Below are 20,360 nucleotides of genomic sequence, written 5' to 3'. Positions count from 1 at the left end.
AATTCACTCCCAGGTCAGTTTCTATAATGTATATCCCCCGTCAATGGTTATTACCTGGCCTGTCATGTATCTGCCTTTTGTAAGCAGGAATTCAACAAGGTCTGCAATCTCTTCAGGACGTCCAAGCCTCTTGAAGGGAATATCACTAAGAAATTCATCCTTTTCTGAAACTGAAAGGTTTGAGAGTATCTCGGTGTCTATACCTCCAGGGGCTATGGCATTAACCCTCACCCCCATGTGCGAAAGCTCGGCTGCAAGGCCTCTCGTGAATTGTTCAAGAGCACCTTTTGTCATGGCATACGCAACCTCCAAGGATGCAGCCCTGGAACCCCAGATAGATGATATTGAAATTATGTCACCAGTGCCTTTTTCAATCATCATAGGTATTAATGCCCTTGAGATATAGTAAAGGGGCTTGATGTTTACAGAAATCAGATTCTCGAAATCTTCCGTGGACATTTCATGGAAGATTTCCCGCTTCGATATGCCGGCTGCATGTATTATAACTTCAACATCTTTATGCTTCTCAGATAACAATCTCGAGACTGAATTCATTTTTGCACCATCTTTGAAGTCGCAGCTTATGACTTCAACATTTGGGTTGCCTGACAGTGTTTCCTTAAGTGCCGTTATGCCGGCATCATTGGTCCCGTACATGAGGATAAGGCTATATCCCATCTCACTCAGCCTTTTTGCAATAGCTCCGCCGATTCCACCGCTTGCTCCTGTTACGAGCGCTGTCTTTGCCATATGACCACATCCTCTCAAAGTCGATTATACAGTCAGGCTTTCATTTAATAAAGAAAAAGGACGGAAATCCGTCCTTTTTGTCCTTAATTCTACTTCGATCCCTTCAGGATATCTGCTATGGCTGCGATGCTTCCCAGTGAGCCTATGGCATCTACGGGGAGTATGAGCTTGTTTGCAGGATTCATTGAAAGATCCCTTAAAGCTTCTACCTGCTTGAGAGCTATGACTCTCGCGTCAGTTCCGGAATTTATGATTGCTCCGTTGACATCCATGATAGCCTGTGCTTCAGCCTTGGCTATCAGATCGATTGCCCTCGCCTTACCTTCAGCTTCGAGGAGCTGTGATTCCCTGAGTCCTTCAGCCCTTCTGATGTTGGACTCCTTCTCCGCTTCTGCACGGAGGATGTTGCTCTGCTTTTCTCCTTCTGCCCTGGCTATACTGGAGTTCCTGTCACCTTCAGCTATGAGGATGGCTGCTCTCTTCTCTCTTTCAGCCTTCATCTGCTTTTCCATGGCGTTCTGGATTTCTTCAGGAGGAACTATGTTCTTGATTTCAACTGACAGTATCTTGATTCCGTAGGCATCAGTTATCGAGTCAACTATGCTCAGAAGCTTCTGGTTTATCTTGTCTCTTCCTACCAGAACTTCGTCAAGGGTCATGTCACCGATTATGTTTCTCATATTGGTGATTGTCGAGTACATGATACCTGATACATAATTCTCTATGTTGTAGACCGCATCCTTTGCGTTCAGTACCTGATAGAATATTACGTTATCCACGGATATCTTTACGTTGTCCTTTGTTATTACATTCTGAGGCTGTATGTCGAGTATCTGCTGTTTCATAGATATCCTTCTTCTGACAAAGTCAGCGAATGGGATTATGACGTGCCATCCAGGCTGCAGAACCCTGTAGAACTGTCCGAATCTTTCAAGTACGAAGACATACCCTGTGTTGACTACCTTTATGCTTGTCAAAAGGACAATGAGTATGATGAGTGCCAGAATTGCAAAACCGATGATGTATTCCATTACTTCTTTTCCTCCTTCACGACTGTTAGCTTGTTCTCTTTTATACCGACTACCCTGAAGCTCTCGCCAGGCAGAATGGTCTCTCCATCGTTCACTATAGCCCAGTAAATACCGTTGATCTTCTGCTGTGATGTCCTTTCGATCTTGTCCTCAGCAATGAAGACCTGCCCCACTATCTTGTCTACGAGTATGGGTTCGTTCTTAATCCTGTTGCGTATGTACTTTTCAGAAATGCTGTTTCCTATTCCAAGGAATACAATTCCAAGAACAACCGCTATCAGGACCTGGTAAGTGAATTCAACATAGAATCCTGCCAGCCATGCAGCGACAAATCCCACCATAAGCCAGGACAGCAGCACATTGCTGGTTACAACGTCAAAAGCTACGACGACAATGATCAGTACCAACCAAATCCAATTCAAGTTTCATCCCTCCTTGTGTCTTATTATATCAGCATAAGAGAGCATCTCAAAGCGTGATATGGTATTAAATACTGCATTTTAAGGTAATCCCAACTGCTTTTATATTAGCCGCTGGTTTCATCTTCATCAGGCTCTGTTTTTCTCGGTTTATCTTCGCTTTTCAGCCCTGTCTAAATAAGAGGCGCTCAACAGTGCTATTTAAGGCAGTTTCAACCGCTCTATTACATAGTAACACAAAATATATAGAAATATATTTCAAAACAGTTAATTTACAAATTTGTAACCATACGGTCAGATGAACTGATATCAGTATTAAGAATAAAACAAAAGAGCCGCAATGATGCGGCCCATATTGGTCAATACTGGTAGAATCCCCTTCCTGTCTTCTTTCCGAGCAGTCCTGCCCTTACCATCTTTCTAAGAAGCGGATGCGGAGCGTATTTGTCTGTTCCCATTTCCTTATGGAGAACTTCCATGATCGCAAGGATTATGTCATTCCCGATAAGGTCTGACAGCGCCAAAGGTCCCATAGGATGGTTAGCTCCCAGCTTCATTGCCTTGTCTATGTCTTCAACTGAGGCGAAGCCATCTGCAAGGACTCCGATCGCTTCGTTTATCATCGGGATGAGTATCCTGTTGACTACGAAGCCTGGACCTTCTGTAACCTCTACAGGATCTTTACCAATTGTCTTTGCAAATTCAACTGCACGCTTGAAGGTCTCCGCATCAGCCAGCTGGCCCCGGATGATTTCAACGAGCTTCATGACTGGTGCCGGATTGAAGAAGTGCATTCCAATTACTCTTCCTGGATTCTTTGTAGCTGAAGCCATTTCAGTTATTGACAGGGATGAAGTGTTTGAAGCGAAAATGGCTGTATCATTGCAAATCGAATCCAGATCCTTGAAAAGTGCCTTCTTGACCTCCATCTTCTCAACTACTGCCTCAAGCACCAGGTCACAGTCTGCTGCGCCAGAAAGATCATCGTAAACCTTCAGGCTCCCCGATATCCTGTCACACTCTTCCTGCGAAAGCTTTCCTTTTTCAACCTGCTTTGCAAGCCTTCCAAGCATGCCTGAAAGACTCTTTCTTGCGAATCCTTCGGCAACGTCGTACATGCCTACTTCCCAGCCACCCTGCGCAAATGCCTGGGCAATGCCCGATCCCATGGTTCCTGCTCCAACAACGAATACTTTCATACCTTTCATCAGGTTATGGCATAACCATCACCTGACTTTCTTCACCCCTTTCGATATAGTATCTAAAATGACTATATTCAAAAAAAAGTCAGATGTAAAGGTTTAGAAATAAATACATGAAAAAACATTCATATTTTTGTAGTCGTATACATAGTTGGCATAAGAATTGCTATAAAGGTATTGCCAATAAAAATATGTTTCAGGAGGTAGAAATGAGAGAAGTAGTAATAGCCAGCGGTGTAAGGACTGCAATCGGCAGCTTCGGCGGCCAGTTCAAGGATGTATCAGCGGTAGACCTGGCAGCGGCAGCAGTCAAAGAAGCGGTGTCAAGGGCAGGGATCACTCCTGACCAGGTGCAGGATGTTTATCTTGGTTGCATTCTCCAGGCAGGACTGGGTCAGGGTGTAGCAAGACAGGCAGCGATGAAGGCCGGTATTCCACAGGAGGTTCCCGCAGTTACAATCAACATGCTCTGCGGTTCAGGACTCAAGACTGTTGCATTGGGAGCCCAGACCATCATGTCAGGTGAAAATGACATAGTTGTTGTAGGTGGAACCGAAAACATGAGCATGTCCCCTTACCTTCTTCCCTCTGCCAGATTCGGTATGAGGATGGGAGACGACAAGGCAGTGGATTCCCTGATAAAGGATGCTCTGACAGATGTTTTCAACAACTATCATATGGGCGTCACAGCTGAAAATCTTGCGGAAAAGTACTCCATTACCCGCGAAGATCAGGATGAATTCGCGGCATGGAGCCAGAACAAGGCTGAGAAGGCAATTGAAGAAGGAAAATTCAAGGATGAGATAGTACCTGTTCTTATCCCGCAAAGAAAGGGTGATCCCAAGGTTGTTGACACTGATGAGTTCCCCAAGAAGGGAGTCACAGTCGAAGGATTGGCAAAGCTCAAACCTGCGTTCAAGAAGGATGGTACAGTAACTGCTGCAAATGCATCAGGAATAAATGATGGAGCGGCTGCTCTGGTTCTGATGTCAAAGGAAAAGGCTGAAGAGCTTGGAGTAACTCCATTGGCTACAATAGTTTCTTTTGCAAGCGCAGGAGTGGATCCATCCATAATGGGAATAGGCCCTGTACCTTCATCGAGAAAGGCACTTGAAAAGGCTGGACTCACTATAGATGACATGGACCTTATCGAGGCTAATGAGGCCTTTGCAGCCCAGTCCCTTGCTGTAGGCAAGGAACTCAAGTGGAACAAAGACAAGGTAAATGTCAATGGCGGAGCAATCTCCCTCGGTCATCCTGTAGGAGCCTCAGGAGCAAGGATACTTATCACCCTTCTCCATGAGATGAAGAAGAGAGATGTTAACTTAGGGCTTGCAACTCTCTGCATAGGCGGAGGAATGGGAACAACAGTCATAGTCAGAAGATAATTTAATTTTATTTGATATTACCGCATAGTTTGGAGGGCATTTGCCCTCTTTTTTTATACTCTGATATTGTTACGCTCCAGAAGATATCGATTACATAACTTTTCTTGAAAATGATATAATGAAATAGAATTAATAGTATCATTAAAGAAATGGCCTATGGCTTAATACAATAAGATTGAGGTGGGACAGTGTCAATAGTAAGGAAAGATGAATATCTGAAGCTGAACTTCTTCAGGGAAGAACATAATGAAATAGCTGAATTTACTCCTGAGCTCAAGTTCATGTTCAATCTATACAGGCAGATATTCGACAAGCTGTATAATTGGATGGTTGTAGTTGATACTGAAGGCTACATAATAATGATGACCAAAAGCTACTGTGAATTCGTGGGTGTGACTCAGGAGTACGCAGTAGGCAGGCATGTTACGGAGATCATCGAGAACACCAGGATGCATATCGTGGCTCAGACCGAGCAGAAGGAAATCGGCGACATCCAGGAGATCAAGGGCAACCTCATGGTTGCTGACAGGATTCCCCTGTACCACAACGACAAGCTTGTTGGCGCAGTAGGATCGGTAATATTCAGGGACATTTCAGAGCTTGATTCTTATGTCAAACACGTACAGTCAATGGAAAAGCAGCTTGAGTTCTACAAGACAGAGCTCAGGAAAGCCCTTGGAGGAAACTATACTTTTGAAAACATTGTTGGCGAAAGCCTTCCAATGAAGAGAGCAAAGGATCTGGCGATGAAGGTTAGCCCCTCAAAGTCCAATGTGCTGATCCTTGGAGAAAGTGGAACCGGTAAAGAGCTTTTCGCGCATGCGATACACAATGCAAGCCCGAGAAGCCAGTATCCCCTGATAAAGGTTAACTGCGGATCCATCCCAAGCGAACTGCTTGAATCTGAGCTTTTCGGATATGAATCGGGGGCGTTCACGGGAGCCAAGAAAGGCGGCAAGCCAGGAAAATTCGAGCTTGCTGACAAGAGCACCATTTTCCTTGATGAAATAGGTGATCTTCCCCTGCCGATGCAGGTGAAGCTTCTGAGGGTCATACAGGAAAGGGAAATTGAAAGGATAGGCGCAACAAAGAGCCAGAAGGTTGATGTCAGGATAATCGCTGCAACCAACAGGAACCTTGAAGAGATGATAAAGCTGAAGACCTTCAGGGAAGACCTTTATTACAGGCTTAATGTAATCAACATACAGATACCCTCACTTAGGGAAAGGAAGGAAGATATTCCTGTTCTTGCCAGACATTTAATGAAGAGCATCTCTTCTGAAATGGAACGCCACGTCACTGATATTTCAGATGATGCCATGACTGCCCTCTCTGCCTACGATTGGCCTGGTAACATCAGGGAACTGGGTAACCTTATAGAACGGGCACTGAACCTTGTTGACAAGCAGGCAGCCATTGGAATCGAACAGCTGCCCAGATACATTACCCAAAGCGTATCCAGGCATGACAATCATGCAGGTGGAAGGATAGTGCCAATCAGGATGGAAGGCTCGCTGAAGGAAATAACCCAGGAAATCGAAAAAAAGGCGATAAAAGATGCCCTTGAAGAATTTAAAGGAAACAAGCTCAGGGCTGCACTGAAACTTGATATAAGCAGAACCAGCCTTTATGAGAAGATGAAGGCATATGGATTGTAGTGTGCATTTTATGGACAGTGTAAATATTCTGTACAGTTATTCACTTTTTTATAAAGCAAACCTACAAAACGTTGAGATTCATCAATTCTATGAAAACGTTTAAACTTTAACAAAAAATACTGTACAAAATCTGGACACAACATGAAAGGTTTTTCAGGTTTCGAGATTCACTTCATTGCAAATGTTTACTTTTATCAGGGTTTTTGAACGAAAAAAGTACAAAAAAGCATAAAAACACCCTATTTCTCCTCTTGGCACGAATCTTGCATATAGTATTTTGTAATATATCGAAAGGAGGAAAATAATTGGTTAAGTTTTTGACTGCAGCGGAAGCTGTAAAACTGATCAAATCAGGAGATACTGTAGCTACAAGCGGATTCGTAGGAAACGCTGTTCCTGAGGAAGTCGAAGCAGCTCTTGAAGCAAGGTTCGTTGAAACAAGTGAGCCAAGGGACCTCACACTGGTCTATGCAGCCGGACAAGGCGATGGAAAAGAAAGAGGACTGAATCATCTTGGTCACGAAGGCCTGCTGAAGAGAGTAATCGGCGGTCACTGGAACCTGGTACCGAAGGTACAGAAGCTTGCGATGGATAACAAGATCGAAGCCTATAACCTTCCACAGGGAACCATATCTCAACTGTTCAGGGAGATAGCTGCCAAGAGAGCCGGAATGATCACAAAGGTAGGTATGAAGACTTTCGTGGATCCAAGGGTCGAAGGTGGCAAGCTCAACACAAAGACAACTGAGGATATTGTTGAACTGATCACAGTTGCCGGAGAGGAATACCTTCTCTACAAGTACTTCCCTATCAACGTGGCACTTATCAGAGGTACATATGCTGATGAAAAAGGCAACGTAACGATGGAGAAGGAAGCAGGAACTCTTGAAGCCCTTTCACTGGCTCAGGCAGCCTACAACTCTGGCGGAACTGTCATAGTACAGGTCGAAAAGGTTGTCAAGGCAGGAACCCTCGACGCAAGGATGGTAAAGGTGCCTGGGATCTATGTGGATGCGATTGTTGAAGTCGCGGACATGAAGAACCATATGCAGACATTCTCAGAAGCTTTCAATGTAGCTTATACCGGAGGAGTCAAGGTGCCTGTAAACTCTGTCAAGCCTCTTGAACTTGACGAAAGAAAGGTCATAGCCAGAAGATGCGCAATGGAACTAGTTCCTCATGCGATCATCAATCTCGGTATCGGAATGCCTGAGGGAGTCTCCATAGTGGCAAACGAGGAGAATATTCAGGGCCTGATGCTTACAGTAGAACCTGGTCCTATAGGCGGAATACCTGCAGGCGGTCTGAGTTTCGGCGCAGCTACAAATGCAGAAGCGATCATCGACCAGCCCTACCAGTTCGATTTCTATGACGGCGGCGGACTTGACGTGGCATATCTAGGCCTTGCGCAGTGCGACAGGATCGGAAACATCAACGTCAGCAAGTTCGGACCGAAAATAGCTGGAGCCGGCGGATTCATCAACATCACACAGAATGCCAAGAAGGTCATATTCTGCGGAACATTCACCGCAGGCGGACTTGAACTTGCTGTCGGCGACGGAAGGCTCATCATCAACAAGGAAGGAAAAGTAAAGAAATTCCTTAAGGATGTAGAGCAGATCACCTTCTCTGGCGAATATGCAAAGGAAATCAGGCAGGAAGTGCTTTATGTAACTGAAAGAGCCGTTTTCGAGCTGACACAGGAAGGACTTGTGCTTACAGAAATTGCTCCAGGTGTAGAACTTCAGAAGGACATACTTGACCAGATGGATTTCGAGCCCGGCATATCACCCGATTTGAAGATCATGGACGAGAGGATCTTCAGACCGGAACCAATGAAACTGGTACTGTAATCCCCCACTTACTACTAGTATATAATATTTATATTATATAATCTTCATTATAAGGAGGAGTAAAATGTTTGGTATTTTCTTAGGTCTTGCACTACTTATGTTCCTCGCGTACAGAGGCATGTCCATCATATGGATAGCTCCTATCTGCGCACTTGTCGTTGGACTCACTGGAGGTCTTGATCTCCTTCCGATGTACACCGACACATACATGACTGGATTCGTAGGATTCACAAAATCATGGTTCCCTACATTCATGCTTGGTGCGATTTTCGGTAAGATAATGGATGAATCCGGTGCGGCAAGGTCCATAGCTTCATGGATCGCAAAGGTACTTGGAGCGAAGAGGGCAATGCTTGCAATTGTCCTTGGTTGTGCAGTACTTACCTACGGTGGAATATCCCTGTTCGTTGTTGTTTTCGCAGTATATCCACTCGCACTTGCACTCTTCAGGGAAGCTAACATAACAAGGAAGCTTATTCCTGGAGCAATAGCTCTTGGTGCATTCGGATTTACGATGACAGCAGTTCCTGGTTCACCACAGATACAGAACCTCATTCCGATGAAGTATTTCGGAACTACCGCAACAGCTGCTCCGATACTTGGTATCGTTGCAACTATCGCTATGCTCGTATTTGGTATGTTATGGCTGACCTATAGAGAGAAGCAGTATGAAGCAAAGGGAGAAGGCTTTGTTGAGCCAGATAAGAAGCTTGAGTCTGTAGACCACGAGCACCTCATGAATCCAGCCCTTGCAATACTTCCTCTTATCGTTGTCGTAGTTGTCCTCAATGTTCTCAAGCAGAACATCGTCGTAGCTCTTGCTGCCGGAATAATTGTTGGTATAGCAGTAGGATTCACTAGGCTTAAGAATCTTCAGAAGACCATCAACGACGGCGCAGCAGGATCAGTACTCGCTATCATCAATACATCAGCAGCTGTTGGATTCGGTTCGGTTGTTAAAGCCGTACCAGGATTCAAGGACCTTACAAACCTTCTCCTTGGAATAAAGGGAAATATACTCATATCTGAAGCTGTTGCAGTAAATGTACTTGCTGGAGCAACTGGATCGGCATCAGGCGGTATGGGAATAGCACTTGAGGCACTTGGAGCAAAGTACATGGAGCTTGCGACAACAACAGGTGTTTCACCTGAAGCTCTCCATAGAATAGCTTCACTCTCATCAGGCGGACTTGACACACTCCCCCACAATGGAGCTGTCCTGACTCTGCTGGCTGTTACTGGACTTACACACAAGGATTCATATATCGATATAATGATGACTAGCCTTGTAAATCCAATAATCGCAACTGCAATCTGTATCGTACTTTACGCAGGATTCGGAATACTGTAAGACATAAAACCTAGCAAAAATTAAGGAATATGCAGAAATGCATATTCCTCTCATTTAAAGGAAAATATACCAGTTAGGGAGGTTAACATGAGATTAGAGGGAAAAGTATCTATTGTCACTGGAGCGGCTCAGGGTATTGGTAAAGCCACTGCATTGAAGTTTGCTGCCGAAGGCGCTAAGGTTGTAATCTGCGATGTAAGACTCGGCTCGATGGATGAAATTTCAGCTGAGCTAAAGGAAATGAACGCAGAGTTTCTGGCATACGAAGTCAATGTAGTCAACAGGGACCAGATTAAGACTATGGTCGACGATGTGGTATCCAAGTGGGGAAAGATAGACGTACTAGTCAACAATGCAGGAATAACCGCAGACAACCAGCTTGTCAAGATGCCTGAAGAGGATTTCGACAAGGTAATTGATGTCAACCTCAAGGGAGTATTCAACTGCACGCAGATTGTAGTTCCGGTAATGTCCGACAATGGCGGTGGTGTTGTTCTTAATGCATCTTCAGTTGTTGGCCTTTACGGCAACTTTGGACAGACAAATTATGCAGCTACCAAGTGGGGCGTAATCGGAATGACCAAGACCTGGGCCAAGGAGCTCGGTAAGAAGAATATCAGGGTCAATGCCATTGCACCAGGATTCATAGCAACCCCTATGGTCAAGAAGATGCCTGAGAAGGTCATAGAGATGATGGAAGGCAAGGCTCCTCTGAGAAGGCTCGGAACTCCGGAAGACATTGCAAATGCTTACGCGTTCCTCGCATCAGAAGAAGCATCATTCATAACAGGAACTGTTCTGTCTGTAGATGGTGGAGTGGTACTATAACAATAAAGGCCGGTTTTGCCGGCCTTTGTAATATAGACTATTTCAGACTTCTCCCCTACTTCTTTGGCTTGACAATCTGGAGCAATACAAAAAGCGCAGCTCCAAATCCGATGAAACCATAAGCAAGGTTCTCATTTTCACCGAATATGACTCCCATTATTATGAGAAATGCCGCTGCTGCACCTATAGGGTCGTTTCCAGAAGAATTGCTCCCCTTCCAGTTACGCAGTACAAATATCAGGGCGGCAGCTGCCACACCCGCTGCCAGGTAAAGCCATGGAACCATATCATCACATCCAGTCAGTTCATTTATGACTCAATTATATCCTAAAAAGAAAGGAGGACATATCCATGTCCTCCTGATTTCTTTATGCAGTTGCCTTTGATTTCTTTTCTACCTTGCTGATCTGGAATATATCTTCAATGGATGCTGTAGGACATGCCTTAACGCAAGCCTTGCACTGTGTGCACTTTGAGTAATCTATCTTCGAGAGGTTGTCATTCACATGCACAGCATCGAACTCACACGCCTTCTCGCACTTCTTGCAGGCTATGCAGCCTACCTTACAGCTTCCCATGGTATCCTTGGCAGAATCGTTGGAATTGCATGCAACCCTGACCCTTGAGTTCTCAGGAACTGATTCGATGAGGTTCTTAGGGCAGACCTTCATGCATGCTCCACAATTGGTGCATTTTGATTCATCAATTATGGCGATTCCATCTATTATCCTGATAGCATCGAACTCACATGCCTTTACACAGGTTCCAAGTCCGAGACATCCATAAGAGCATGATTTCGCTCCGCCTCCTGGGAGTGCGGCTGCGCTTGTACAGTCCATGATTCCATGGTACTCATACTTCTGCTTTGCTTTGTCGCAATCTCCGTTACACTTGACATATGCGACCATCTTTTCACTTGCGGAAACCTTGACTCCCATGAGATCGCCGATCTTAAGAGCCACTGGTGATCCGCCGACTGAACAGAGAGTAGGAACTTCTCCGTTGTCTGCTACAGCGATTGCATACTGCTCGCATCCTGCATAACCGCATCCGCCACAGTTTACACCTGGCAGAACCATCAGGACGTCACCTACGAGTGGATTTTGTTTGACTTCAAATACCTTGGAGGCGAATCCAAGAAGAACTCCGAATACCAGACCCAGCGATGAGAGCACCGCTACGGCTGTCAACACTTCCTTCATCTCAATACCCCCCTATATAAGTCCCTGGAATCCCAGGAACCCAAGTGACATAAGGCTGGCAATGACCAGGGTCAATGGCAGTCCCTTGAATGCAACAGGTATCGAGCTGACTTTTTCCAGTCTCTCTCTTATGGAAGCCATAAGGACGATTGCCAGGAAGTAACCGGCAGCAGCTCCAACTCCATTGACTATGCTGCCTATGAATGTGTACGACTCCTGTGTATTGAGCAGGGCCACACCTAGAACGGCACAGTTCGTGGTTATGAGCGGCAGGTAGATTCCAAGAGCCTTGTAAAGTCCGGGGCTGATCTTCTTAATTACCATCTCAACGAACTGAACAAGCGCAGCAATAACAAGTATGAACGCTATACTTCTCAGATATCCGAGCTCGAACGGATTGAGAAGGAAAGTATCTATCAGCCATGCTCCGGCAGATGCCATAGCCATGACGAACGTTACCGCCAGGCCCATTCCTATAGCTGCATCCCTTTTCTTGGAAACTCCAAGGAAAGAACATATACCAAGGAACTTTGAAAGCACGAAGTTGTTTATAAGAGCCGCATTAAGAAATATTACAAACAGTTCTCCCATTCTAGTTCTCCTCCTCAGATGTCAAATTTGGCTTTGCATCTGCACCGACCATAGCTAGAAGCAGAGCATCATCGTGAAGCTTCAGTGCTGCTTCGCCCTTCTTGATTTTCCTGCTGTTGAGGAATGCCATCATCATACCGAGTACCAGGAAAGCTCCTGGAGGCAGAATGAAGACATTGGCAGGCTGGAAGAAGTCTGGAGTTACTTTTATTCCGAGAAGAGTTCCGGCTCCGAGAATTTCCCTTGTAGCACCCAGTGCTGAAAGAGCCAGAGTGAAACCAAGTCCCATACCTATTCCGTCAAAAATCGAAAGCAGGGGTGGATTCTTGCTGGCATATGCTTCTGCTCTTCCGAGTATTACGCAGTTAACAACTATAAGCGGAATGAATATTCCAAGCGAATTATAGAGATCAACCGTGTAAGCTGCCATTAGCATGTCAACCGCTGATACGAAACCAGCTATGACTACAATGAATGCGGGTATTCTAACCTTGTCCGGTATGAAGTTTCTGAGAAGTGAAATGAACAGGTTTGAGAATATGAGGACAGCTGTTGCTGCCACTCCCATTCCTATTGCATTCACAAGGCTTGTTGAAACTGCCAGTAGCGGACACATGGCTATAAGCTGTACGAATATGGTGTTTTCTTTGAATAGTCCGTTAGTTATTCTTTCAAAATATTTTCCCATGTCAACCCCCTACTTCGCCAGAACATCGTTGAAGTATGTTATAGCGGCGTTTATTGCCTTTATGGCACCTTCGGAGCTTACTGATGCGCCTGAGTATACTTCAATCTTTTGAGCCTGCGCATCTTTGCCCTGGAACATTTCACTGAATTCAACATCTGTGATTGCAGTTCCAAGACCCTGTGTCTCGTTCTGTTCGGTTACCATAATGTTTGTTATCTTCTTCGTCGCAAGGTCGAAACCAACTGCAACGATGATTGGTGTGTCATAGTAGCCCTTGCCTTCGCCATAGACTATATAGCCTGTGACTGCTCCAGCCTTGGTTACTTTCAGAGTCTTAAGGTCTCCGGTCATTTCTTCCATGGCATCGCCATCAAGAAGCATGTTTTCGATAGTAGGCTCTGACTTAGGCTCTTCAACCACGGCCTCACCCTTTATTTCTGTCTTATAGTGGTTAACAGCATCGTTTATCGCTGTGGCAACCGCATTCGATGAAATGGTTGCGCCCGAAACTGACTCAATCTCATTCGGATTGGCAGGTGCAGCCTTCACAACCTTGAAGCTCTCAGCAATTGGCTTACCAGTATATTGGTCGATGTACTTGGGTTCCTGTACAAGAGCACCAAGGCCAGGAGTTTCAGCGAGCTTTGTTACCTTAGCTGCACCGATGTTTCCATCTGTCTTTATGCCAACAAGAACGTCAACCATTTCCTTGTAGCCCTGGACTGATACTTTGTATACATAGCCCATAACGCTTCCGCCAGCCTTGGCCTCATAGATTTCCTTAATACTGGAATCCTCACCCGGCATAGTACCGCCGTATGCTGCAACATCATCAGCTCCAGCCATGACATATTCGAGGTCTTCCTGCTTGATCATGTTGTTCTTTGCTATGATGTCCTTGGTCGAGGTATTGATATAAGCCATTATTACGGCGACAACAGCAGTAATGACTACCAGGACCAATCCAAGCTTCAGCCATTCCATAAAATCCTTGTTACTTGATTTGACCTTGTCCATTATGCGTTTGCCTCCTTTTTGGTGTCAACTTTTCCCTTGAAGAAGGTATCGATGAATGGTGCGAAGATATTGCCAAGTATTACGGCATAATAAATACCTTCGGCATTCCCGGATTTTCCTATGAAAAGGCTGCCCAGAAGTCCGACCACTGCTGCAAATACAAGCTTACCTTCATTTGTAGTCGCTGAACTTGCATAATCAGTGGCAAGGAAGAACGCTGCAAGATATACACTTCCGTTCAGTCCGAGAACTGTTACATCACCAAGGACTATTGCAGAGTATAACAAGCTAATGACAATAATTGTCACTGGAATCCTGGCACGTATCACACCTCTTACGATAAGGTAGATACCTCCGATTATTATGGCGGCAACTGAAGCCTCACCGAGGTTTCCTCCCGCCTGTCCAAGTAGTCTTGTCATTGCATCGTCTGAAGAGAATGGAACAGTAGTCATAAGTCTGCCGTATGCAGTCGCAACGAAGATCTTTCCGGTTACTGCCGGATTCATGAAGTTCTGCCCAAGTCCCCCGAAAAGGCACTTTACAACGATTATTGCAAATAAGGAAGATATTCCTGCTACCCAAAGCGGTGTAGCAAGTGGAAGCACCAGTGCAGTGACCAAACCGGTAACCACCGCTGACAGGTCACCTAAGGTATGAGGCCTCCTCATTATCTTTGAAAATACGAGCTCAGAGACTACAGCTGATGCTATTGTTGCAGCTATCAGATAAAGTCCTTCTATTCCATTGAAATATACTCCTGCAGCTGCAGGGAGCAAAAGAGCTATCAGCACATCTCTCATGATCGTGCTTACCCTCAGAGAGGATTTGATATGAGGTGATGAAGCTACTGTTAATATTCTGTTTTCCATGTTTCCCCTCTCCTATCTCTTGACTTTCTTAGCAGTCTTGAATGACTGAGTAAGATGTCTCTTTGACGGGCAGATGTACGAGCAAAGTCCGCACTCAACGCACATTCCGCCTCTTTCTGCGAAGAATGAGTCAAAGTCCCTTACTATTACCAATGCGTTCAGATCATAAGGCTTGAGCCCTACCGGACATACGTCAGCGCATCTTCCGCACCTGATGCAGTTGACTTCCTCTTCTTTGGAAACCTCAGCTTCAGATAGGAAAAGCAGTTCCTTGATTCCCCTGTTGACAGGAGCTTCACTGGAAAATACTGCATTACCTGCAAGGATGGATCCGGCAACAATCCTGAAAGGATCCTTAACCTCTGCAGCAGCCATGATTTCAGAAATAGGAGTGCCATGTGGTACCCTATACATTCCCTTCTTGCCGGCAGCCTCTCCCGACACCATGATAAGGTCGGTATGGCTTAGTTCGCCTCTTGCGAGACCTCTTGCAACAGAAGGAAGCATGAAGGCATCAATAACCATTGTGTCCTTCATGGCAAAATCACCATATACATCTCTGGCAGCAAGGTTCATGTCATGATAGAACTGGGTAGGTACCTTTGCGACGACCTTTACCCCTGTTCCTGCAACGGCATCAGTGAATCCTGCAAGTGATTCAGCATCGCTTGTTATGAGAAGCGATATCTCTGCAGTCTTGTAGATGTCCTTGAGGATGTTGATTCCAAGTATGAAATCATCCTTGACAGAGGTGTACAGGGCTTCACCAAGCACGCCATAAAGGCCGCTTTCGGATGCGTTAAGCAGTATGTGCTTTGGGTTGCTCCTAAATGACAGGTGCAGTCCGCGCTTCCGGTTTGAAAGGTTCTGTGTTTCGATTACTCCAAGTTCCTTTACGGCATCCTTGATTTCATCGAGGGACATTGCTCCATAGTTCAAAGCCGTTCTTTCCATGGTCTCGTAGAGTCCGTCGTTCTCCACGACGATCATGTTGACCTTGTCACCAGAGAGGTCGTACTTCTGTACAATCTGCTTGACTGTTCCAGAAACGCCGCAATAAACCGGTACCACGCTTTTGTTCGTGCTGACACCGATTACTTGGTTGACAAGAACTCTGTCGCCTCTCTTCACTGCAGGCTCGCACACGAGATTGTGCTGCTGTGAAAGCGAGTAGTACAGGGTCTTCCCTGCATCCATGACCGTTATTCCACTGAATCTCTCAGTTGGCTTGAACTTTGGTACATGTACTGATTTTGAAATAGAGAATAATTTCATATGAATCCTCCTGAAAATTATCTAAAATATAACAAATACCTTATTCAGTATAGCACCGTATTCAAAGTATCTCAATAATTGTAAATGTTTTAACAAGCTGAATTTTAAAAGGAAGCGTTGGTATTCAACGCTTCCCTGAAGAAATATATTTTTAATTTTTGTTCACAAACAAGTAACAACTGAATAATTATTAGAACGCTGGAACTATCGCACCCTTGTATTCTGACTCGATGAATGCCTTTACCTCTGGAGAATTGAGAGCTTCTCCCAGTGCCTTGATGCCAGCATCGTCCTTGTTGTCTTCCCTTACGGCAAGTATGTTCGCGTATGGTGACTCCTGGTCTTCGATTATCAGGGCGTCGGCTACTGGATTGAGACCTGCTTCAAGCGCGTAGTTGGTGTTGATGACAGCGCCGTCAACATCCTGAAGTGCCCTTGCGATAGCTGCCGCTTCAAGCTCTTCGAACTTGAGGTTCTTCGGATTCTCAGTAATGTCCATTGCAGTTATGAGAAGGCCGTCCTTGACCTTGATGAGTCCGTTTGCCGCAAGGAGTATAAGTGCCCTTGCTCCGTTTGTCGGGTCATTTGGTATAGCGATGGTCGATCCATCCTTGAGTTCCTTGATGTCCTTCAGAGTCTCTGAATAGAACGCGATCGGCTCAACATGTACCTTTACAGTGTAGGTGAGCTTGAGGTTTTCCTTTGTGTTCATCTCGTCGAGATAAGGAACGTGCTGGAAGAAGTTCGCATCAAGCTCCTTGCTTGACAGAGCCTTGTTAGGAGTCACATAGTCTGTGAACTCTACTATCTCAAGCTTGTAGCCTTTAGCCTCAAGCAGTGGCTTTACAACTTCAAGTATCTCAGCATGTGGAACAGGAGTCGCTCCTACCTTAAGAGTCTTAAGTTCGACCTTTGTAGGTGCTGCAGTAGGTGCCGTTGTGGGTGTAGGAGTCTTGCTGCCGCAAGCTGCAGCAGCTATTGAAAGAGCGAGTGTAAGTCCAAGTGCTACTAGTTTCTTTGATTTCATGTTGAATCCCTCCGTTTTTTGTTTTTGTATTATATATGAAGCAAATTTTCGCGCGTCATCTGACGAGTCGTCTGTATATTATGTTTCCTATGGTCTGGAACAGCTGGACAAGAAGGAAAAGTATGATTACAGTGACATAAAGCACATCCATCTGGTACCTGTGGTAACCGTAACGTATCGCTATGTCTCCAAGACCGCCTCCGCCAATGGATCCCGCCATGGCAGAATATCCAACTATGCTTATGACGGTATTGGTGATACCTGCTACGATGTTAGGCATTGCTTCGGGAAGCATTACCTTGAGTATGATCTGTCTGTTGTTTGCACCAAGCGACTTGGCCGCTTCGATGATACCATAATCCACCGAGTAGAATGCGTTCTCTATGACCCTTGCAGCGAAAGGTATCGCTCCGATGAACAGAGGAACTATGGCTGCAGTGGTACCTATGGTCTTTCCTACAAGAAGCCTTGCGAGGGGGAACAGCATTATCATGAGTATCAGGAACGGGAAGCTCCTGAACATGTTGATTACGAAGTCCAGCACCTTGTAAACAGCAGGATTCGGCTTAAGTCCCTTCGGATTGGTATAGACCAGCACTACTGCCAGCAGAAATCCGAATGATACTGAAAGAGCAGAAGCAACTAGTATCATGTATATCGATTCTTGAAAAGCCTTAAATATCAGATCAAAGCTCATCTGTCAGCACCTCCCAGGAAAGTCCCCTTTTCTCGAGGTACTCGATTATCCTGTTTTTGTCTTTAGGCTCAATGTTCAATACAAGGTTTCCAAGAACATCGCTCCTGAATTTTTCAAGCTTTCCCCATACTATGGAGAAGTTGGTATCAAGCTCCCTAGCCATTTCTGTAATTACACTTTCGTTGGTATATTCCCTGGTGAAGGCAATCCTTATGTTGATGCCAGGAGGCAGATGGTCCCACTCGTCTTCTGCAAGAAGTGTCTTGAGCTCGCTGCCAGGTTTCAGGAACAGCTCGCCTACCTCTCCCTGAGCAAGTACCTTGCCGTTTTCCATGAGAGCCACCCTATGGCAGACTTCCTTGATTACCTCCATCTGATGGGTGACAATCACTATGGTAATTCCAAGCTCCCTGTTGATTTTGTCGAGTAGCTGCAGGATTTCTTTGGTGGTTTTCGGATCGAGCGCTGAAGTAGCCTCGTCGCAAAGAAGCACTTCAGGGTCCATTGCAAGCGCCCTTGCTATGGCAACCCTTTGCTTTTCTCCGCCAGACAGTGCCTTAGGCTTGTTTCTTGCCTTATTTTCAAGGCCTACAAGTCTTAGCAGCTCAAGCACCCTTTTCTTGGTTTCCTCTTTGCCGTAACCCCAGATTTCCATGGGCAGGGCCACGTTCTCGTATGCAGTCTTCAGGTTCAGGAGGTTGAAGTTCTGGAAAATCATTGACAGCTTTTTTCTCAGCTGCCGCATCTCTTCACCCTGCATGGACCTGACGCTTCTGCCATCGATCCGTATGTCGCCAGAGCCTATAGGCTCAAGTCCGTTTATGCATCTTAACAGTGTCGATTTGCCGGCACCGCTGTGACCTATTATCCCGAATATCTCGCCTTTGTTTATGCTCATTGAGACGTCTTCGAGGACTGTCAGATCACCGTAGCTTTTGTTGATGTTTTCGATATCGATCAATTGTGCACCTCTATGTAGAAAAATGTAAAAGAAAAAGCGCCTGAGAATAAACCAGGCGCGCGAAGCCGAATCTATTCTCATCTTCCAGTATCGCTACTGAAGGAATTGGCACCGTATACCCTAAAGTATCGGTTGCCGGGTTTCACAGGGCCTGTCCCTCCACCTCTCTTGATAAGAAAATGAATATTCATTTCTTCATAGTTTAGTGTCTTTTTCTATCAATGTCAATAGAACAAATTGGATAAAACACCAATCAGGTAAAAAATATATTATTCTCTATCGGATAGAAAATTGACTGATATTTATCAGACTCTTCCGATATCCCTTCTGTAGCAGACATTTTCATTCTCGATCTTCCTGATGTTTCCGTAAACTTTGTCAAATACCTCATCACCTTTTCCATGTGCAACCACAGAAAGGAATCTGCCGCCCTTTGATATGAATTTACCGTCCCTGTAGTCCGAGGAATAAAGGTAGAACGAAACTCCTTCATCTTCAAGGTCGGATACCTCGACATTCTTTACATAGGTTTCAGGGTAACCCTTGGCTGCAAGTACAACACAAAGGGTCTTCCCATCCTTGAAGCTGATGTCCCCTTCAGCAAGCGTTCCATCCAGAGCCTTCTCAAATATAGTCAGAAGGTCGCTGTCCAGGTGCTCCATCAGGCTCTGGGTCTCAGGATCTCCGAACCTTAAGTTGTATTCAAGAAGATACGCACCCTTTTCATTCATGATTACGCCAAAGAAGATTATCCCTGTGAAAATCAGATTCTCTGCGACAAGTCCCTGAAGGGTCCTCGCAAGAATGTTTTCATTGAAGTCCTTCTCTACGGCCTCGGAGTAATAAGGATTAGGGCACAGGGATCCCATGCCTCCAGTATTAAGTCCGGTCTCTCCTTCACCAATCTTTTTGTGGTCCATCGCTGATATGAATGGGTGTATTGATTTTCCGTCGAAGATTGAAATTATCGAGGCTTCCTTACCGGTTATGAATTCCTCAATGACGACGGTCTTGCCTGCATCCTTGAACTTCCCTTCGAGCATGAAGCTTTCCAGTATCCTCCTTGCATCCTCGTAGGTAAAGGGTATTTCCACGCCTTTACCCTGTGCCAGTCCGTCAGCCTTGATTACAAGCGGATATTCATGTCCTTTGACATACTGGAGAGCCTTGTCAAAGTCAGTGAAGGTCTCATAGGCAGCGGTCTTTATTCCGTACTTCTTCATGAATTCCTTGGAGAAAGCCTTGGAACCTTCAAGAAGGCTGGATTTCCTGTCAGGCCCGATTATCTTAAGACCTTTTTCATGGAATATGTCTACTATGCCTTCCATGAGCGGAACCTCAGGACCTACTATGGTTATGCCAACGCCTTCTGATTCTGCGAAGTCCCTGAGTTCATAAAAATCAGTGACAGGAATGTTCACACATTTATTTTCTCTTGAGGTGCCGCCGTTTCCAGGTGCTATGAATATTTTATCAACCCTGTCCGACTTGGCCAGCTTCTTGGAAATCGCGTGCTCTCTTGCACCTTCCCCTATTATGAGTATCTTCAT

General features: G+C 45.3%; 20 protein-coding genes and 1 riboswitch. Of the genes, 5 read left to right on the top strand and 15 right to left on the bottom strand.

All coding sequences use genetic code 11. The features are described from left to right. Positions 1 to 21: 21 nt before the first annotated feature. The 4 genes from ymfI to J2Z34_RS14225 all read right to left on the bottom strand — a co-directional run bounded on the left by ymfI (position 22) and on the right by J2Z34_RS14225 (position 3,399). The gene (gene ymfI / locus J2Z34_RS14240) at positions 22 to 750 is read right to left on the bottom strand and encodes an elongation factor P 5-aminopentanone reductase (protein ID WP_209460534.1); all 729 of its coding nucleotides are present in this window, start codon (positions 748 to 750) and stop codon (positions 22 to 24) included. Positions 751 to 839: 89 nt separating this feature from the next. Continuing rightward, entirely contained in the window at positions 840 to 1,781 is a 942-nt protein-coding gene (locus tag J2Z34_RS14235; protein ID WP_209460533.1) for an SPFH domain-containing protein, read from the bottom strand. Further along, positions 1,781 to 2,203, bottom strand: a complete 423-nt coding sequence (locus J2Z34_RS14230) for an NfeD family protein (RefSeq protein ID WP_209460532.1) — start codon at positions 2,201 to 2,203, stop codon at positions 1,781 to 1,783. The genes J2Z34_RS14235 and J2Z34_RS14230 overlap by 1 nt, the downstream gene beginning before the upstream one ends. 356 nt (positions 2,204 to 2,559) lie before the next feature. Further along, positions 2,560 to 3,399, bottom strand: coding sequence for a 3-hydroxybutyryl-CoA dehydrogenase (locus tag J2Z34_RS14225; RefSeq protein WP_425348053.1), 840 nt, complete (start codon positions 3,397 to 3,399; stop codon positions 2,560 to 2,562). A 212-nt stretch (positions 3,400 to 3,611) separates the two neighbouring features. Between J2Z34_RS14225 and J2Z34_RS14220 the strand changes: the two genes are divergently transcribed. The 5 genes from J2Z34_RS14220 (at position 3,612) to fabG (ending at position 10,480) form a co-directional block, all read left to right on the top strand. Continuing rightward, a complete protein-coding gene (locus tag J2Z34_RS14220) occupies positions 3,612 to 4,790 on the top strand; it encodes an acetyl-CoA C-acetyltransferase (RefSeq protein WP_209460530.1) in 1,179 nt (392 codons plus the stop codon). Between the two features lie 188 nt (positions 4,791 to 4,978). Continuing rightward, a complete protein-coding gene (locus J2Z34_RS14215) occupies positions 4,979 to 6,448 on the top strand; it encodes a sigma-54 interaction domain-containing protein (protein WP_342453194.1) in 1,470 nt (489 codons plus the stop codon). Between the two features lie 305 nt (positions 6,449 to 6,753). Further along, entirely contained in the window at positions 6,754 to 8,301 is a 1,548-nt protein-coding gene (locus J2Z34_RS14210; protein ID WP_209460529.1) for an acyl CoA:acetate/3-ketoacid CoA transferase, read from the top strand. Positions 8,302 to 8,365: 64 nt separating this feature from the next. Next, entirely contained in the window at positions 8,366 to 9,652 is a 1,287-nt protein-coding gene (locus tag J2Z34_RS14205; protein ID WP_209460528.1) for a GntP family permease, read from the top strand. An 87-nt stretch (positions 9,653 to 9,739) separates the two neighbouring features. Beyond that, positions 9,740 to 10,480 (top strand): 3-oxoacyl-[acyl-carrier-protein] reductase, encoded by a 741-nt coding sequence (fabG, locus tag J2Z34_RS14200; protein ID WP_209460527.1) that lies wholly within the window; start codon positions 9,740 to 9,742, stop codon positions 10,478 to 10,480. Positions 10,481 to 10,535: 55 nt separating this feature from the next. Here the strand turns inward: fabG and J2Z34_RS14195 are convergent, their stop codons facing one another. From J2Z34_RS14195 to purD, 11 genes are all read right to left on the bottom strand, one after another. Next, positions 10,536 to 10,766 carry a hypothetical protein gene (locus tag J2Z34_RS14195; RefSeq protein ID WP_209460526.1) on the bottom strand — a complete coding sequence of 77 codons (231 nt, stop codon included), beginning with the start codon at positions 10,764 to 10,766 and terminating at the stop codon, positions 10,536 to 10,538. Between the two features lie 82 nt (positions 10,767 to 10,848). Then, the gene (locus tag J2Z34_RS14190) at positions 10,849 to 11,682 is read right to left on the bottom strand and encodes an RnfABCDGE type electron transport complex subunit B (protein WP_209460525.1); all 834 of its coding nucleotides are present in this window, start codon (positions 11,680 to 11,682) and stop codon (positions 10,849 to 10,851) included. A 12-nt stretch (positions 11,683 to 11,694) separates the two neighbouring features. Continuing rightward, the gene (gene rsxA, locus J2Z34_RS14185) at positions 11,695 to 12,273 is read right to left on the bottom strand and encodes an electron transport complex subunit RsxA (RefSeq protein WP_209460524.1); all 579 of its coding nucleotides are present in this window, start codon (positions 12,271 to 12,273) and stop codon (positions 11,695 to 11,697) included. 1 nt (position 12,274) lies between these two features. Then, positions 12,275 to 12,961 carry an electron transport complex subunit RsxE gene (rsxE, locus tag J2Z34_RS14180; protein ID WP_209460523.1) on the bottom strand — a complete coding sequence of 229 codons (687 nt, stop codon included), beginning with the start codon at positions 12,959 to 12,961 and terminating at the stop codon, positions 12,275 to 12,277. A 9-nt stretch (positions 12,962 to 12,970) separates the two neighbouring features. Beyond that, a complete protein-coding gene (locus tag J2Z34_RS14175) occupies positions 12,971 to 13,978 on the bottom strand; it encodes an FMN-binding protein (protein WP_209460522.1) in 1,008 nt (335 codons plus the stop codon). After that, complete coding sequence (locus J2Z34_RS14170; RefSeq protein WP_209460521.1) at positions 13,978 to 14,850, bottom strand: RnfABCDGE type electron transport complex subunit D; 873 nt, start codon at positions 14,848 to 14,850, stop codon at positions 13,978 to 13,980. The genes J2Z34_RS14175 and J2Z34_RS14170 overlap by 1 nt, the downstream gene beginning before the upstream one ends. A 12-nt stretch (positions 14,851 to 14,862) precedes the next feature. Then, entirely contained in the window at positions 14,863 to 16,125 is a 1,263-nt protein-coding gene (locus J2Z34_RS14165) for a 4Fe-4S dicluster domain-containing protein (protein ID WP_209460520.1), read from the bottom strand. 190 nt (positions 16,126 to 16,315) lie between these two features. Further along, positions 16,316 to 17,152: a MetQ/NlpA family ABC transporter substrate-binding protein gene (locus tag J2Z34_RS14160; RefSeq protein WP_209460519.1), complete on the bottom strand. Its 837-nt coding sequence runs from the start codon at positions 17,150 to 17,152 to the stop codon at positions 16,316 to 16,318. 55 nt (positions 17,153 to 17,207) lie between these two features. Beyond that, positions 17,208 to 17,849 carry a methionine ABC transporter permease gene (locus J2Z34_RS14155; RefSeq protein WP_209460518.1) on the bottom strand — a complete coding sequence of 214 codons (642 nt, stop codon included), beginning with the start codon at positions 17,847 to 17,849 and terminating at the stop codon, positions 17,208 to 17,210. Continuing rightward, entirely contained in the window at positions 17,839 to 18,810 is a 972-nt protein-coding gene (locus J2Z34_RS14150; protein ID WP_209460517.1) for a methionine ABC transporter ATP-binding protein, read from the bottom strand. Before J2Z34_RS14150 ends, J2Z34_RS14155 begins: the two co-directional genes overlap by 11 nt. A gap of 74 nt (positions 18,811 to 18,884) precedes the next feature. Then, a riboswitch (SAM riboswitch) is annotated at positions 18,885 to 18,988 on the bottom strand. Between the two features lie 127 nt (positions 18,989 to 19,115). Next, positions 19,116 to 20,360, bottom strand: a complete 1,245-nt coding sequence (gene purD / locus J2Z34_RS14145) for a phosphoribosylamine--glycine ligase (RefSeq protein WP_209460516.1) — start codon at positions 20,358 to 20,360, stop codon at positions 19,116 to 19,118.

It is taken from the genome of Youngiibacter multivorans (assembly GCF_017873395.1).
GTDB lineage: Bacteria > Bacillota > Clostridia > Clostridiales > Clostridiaceae > Youngiibacter > Youngiibacter multivorans.
The sequence above is the reverse complement of the archived record's forward strand: the minus strand, read 5'-3'. Positions and strand labels throughout refer to the sequence as shown.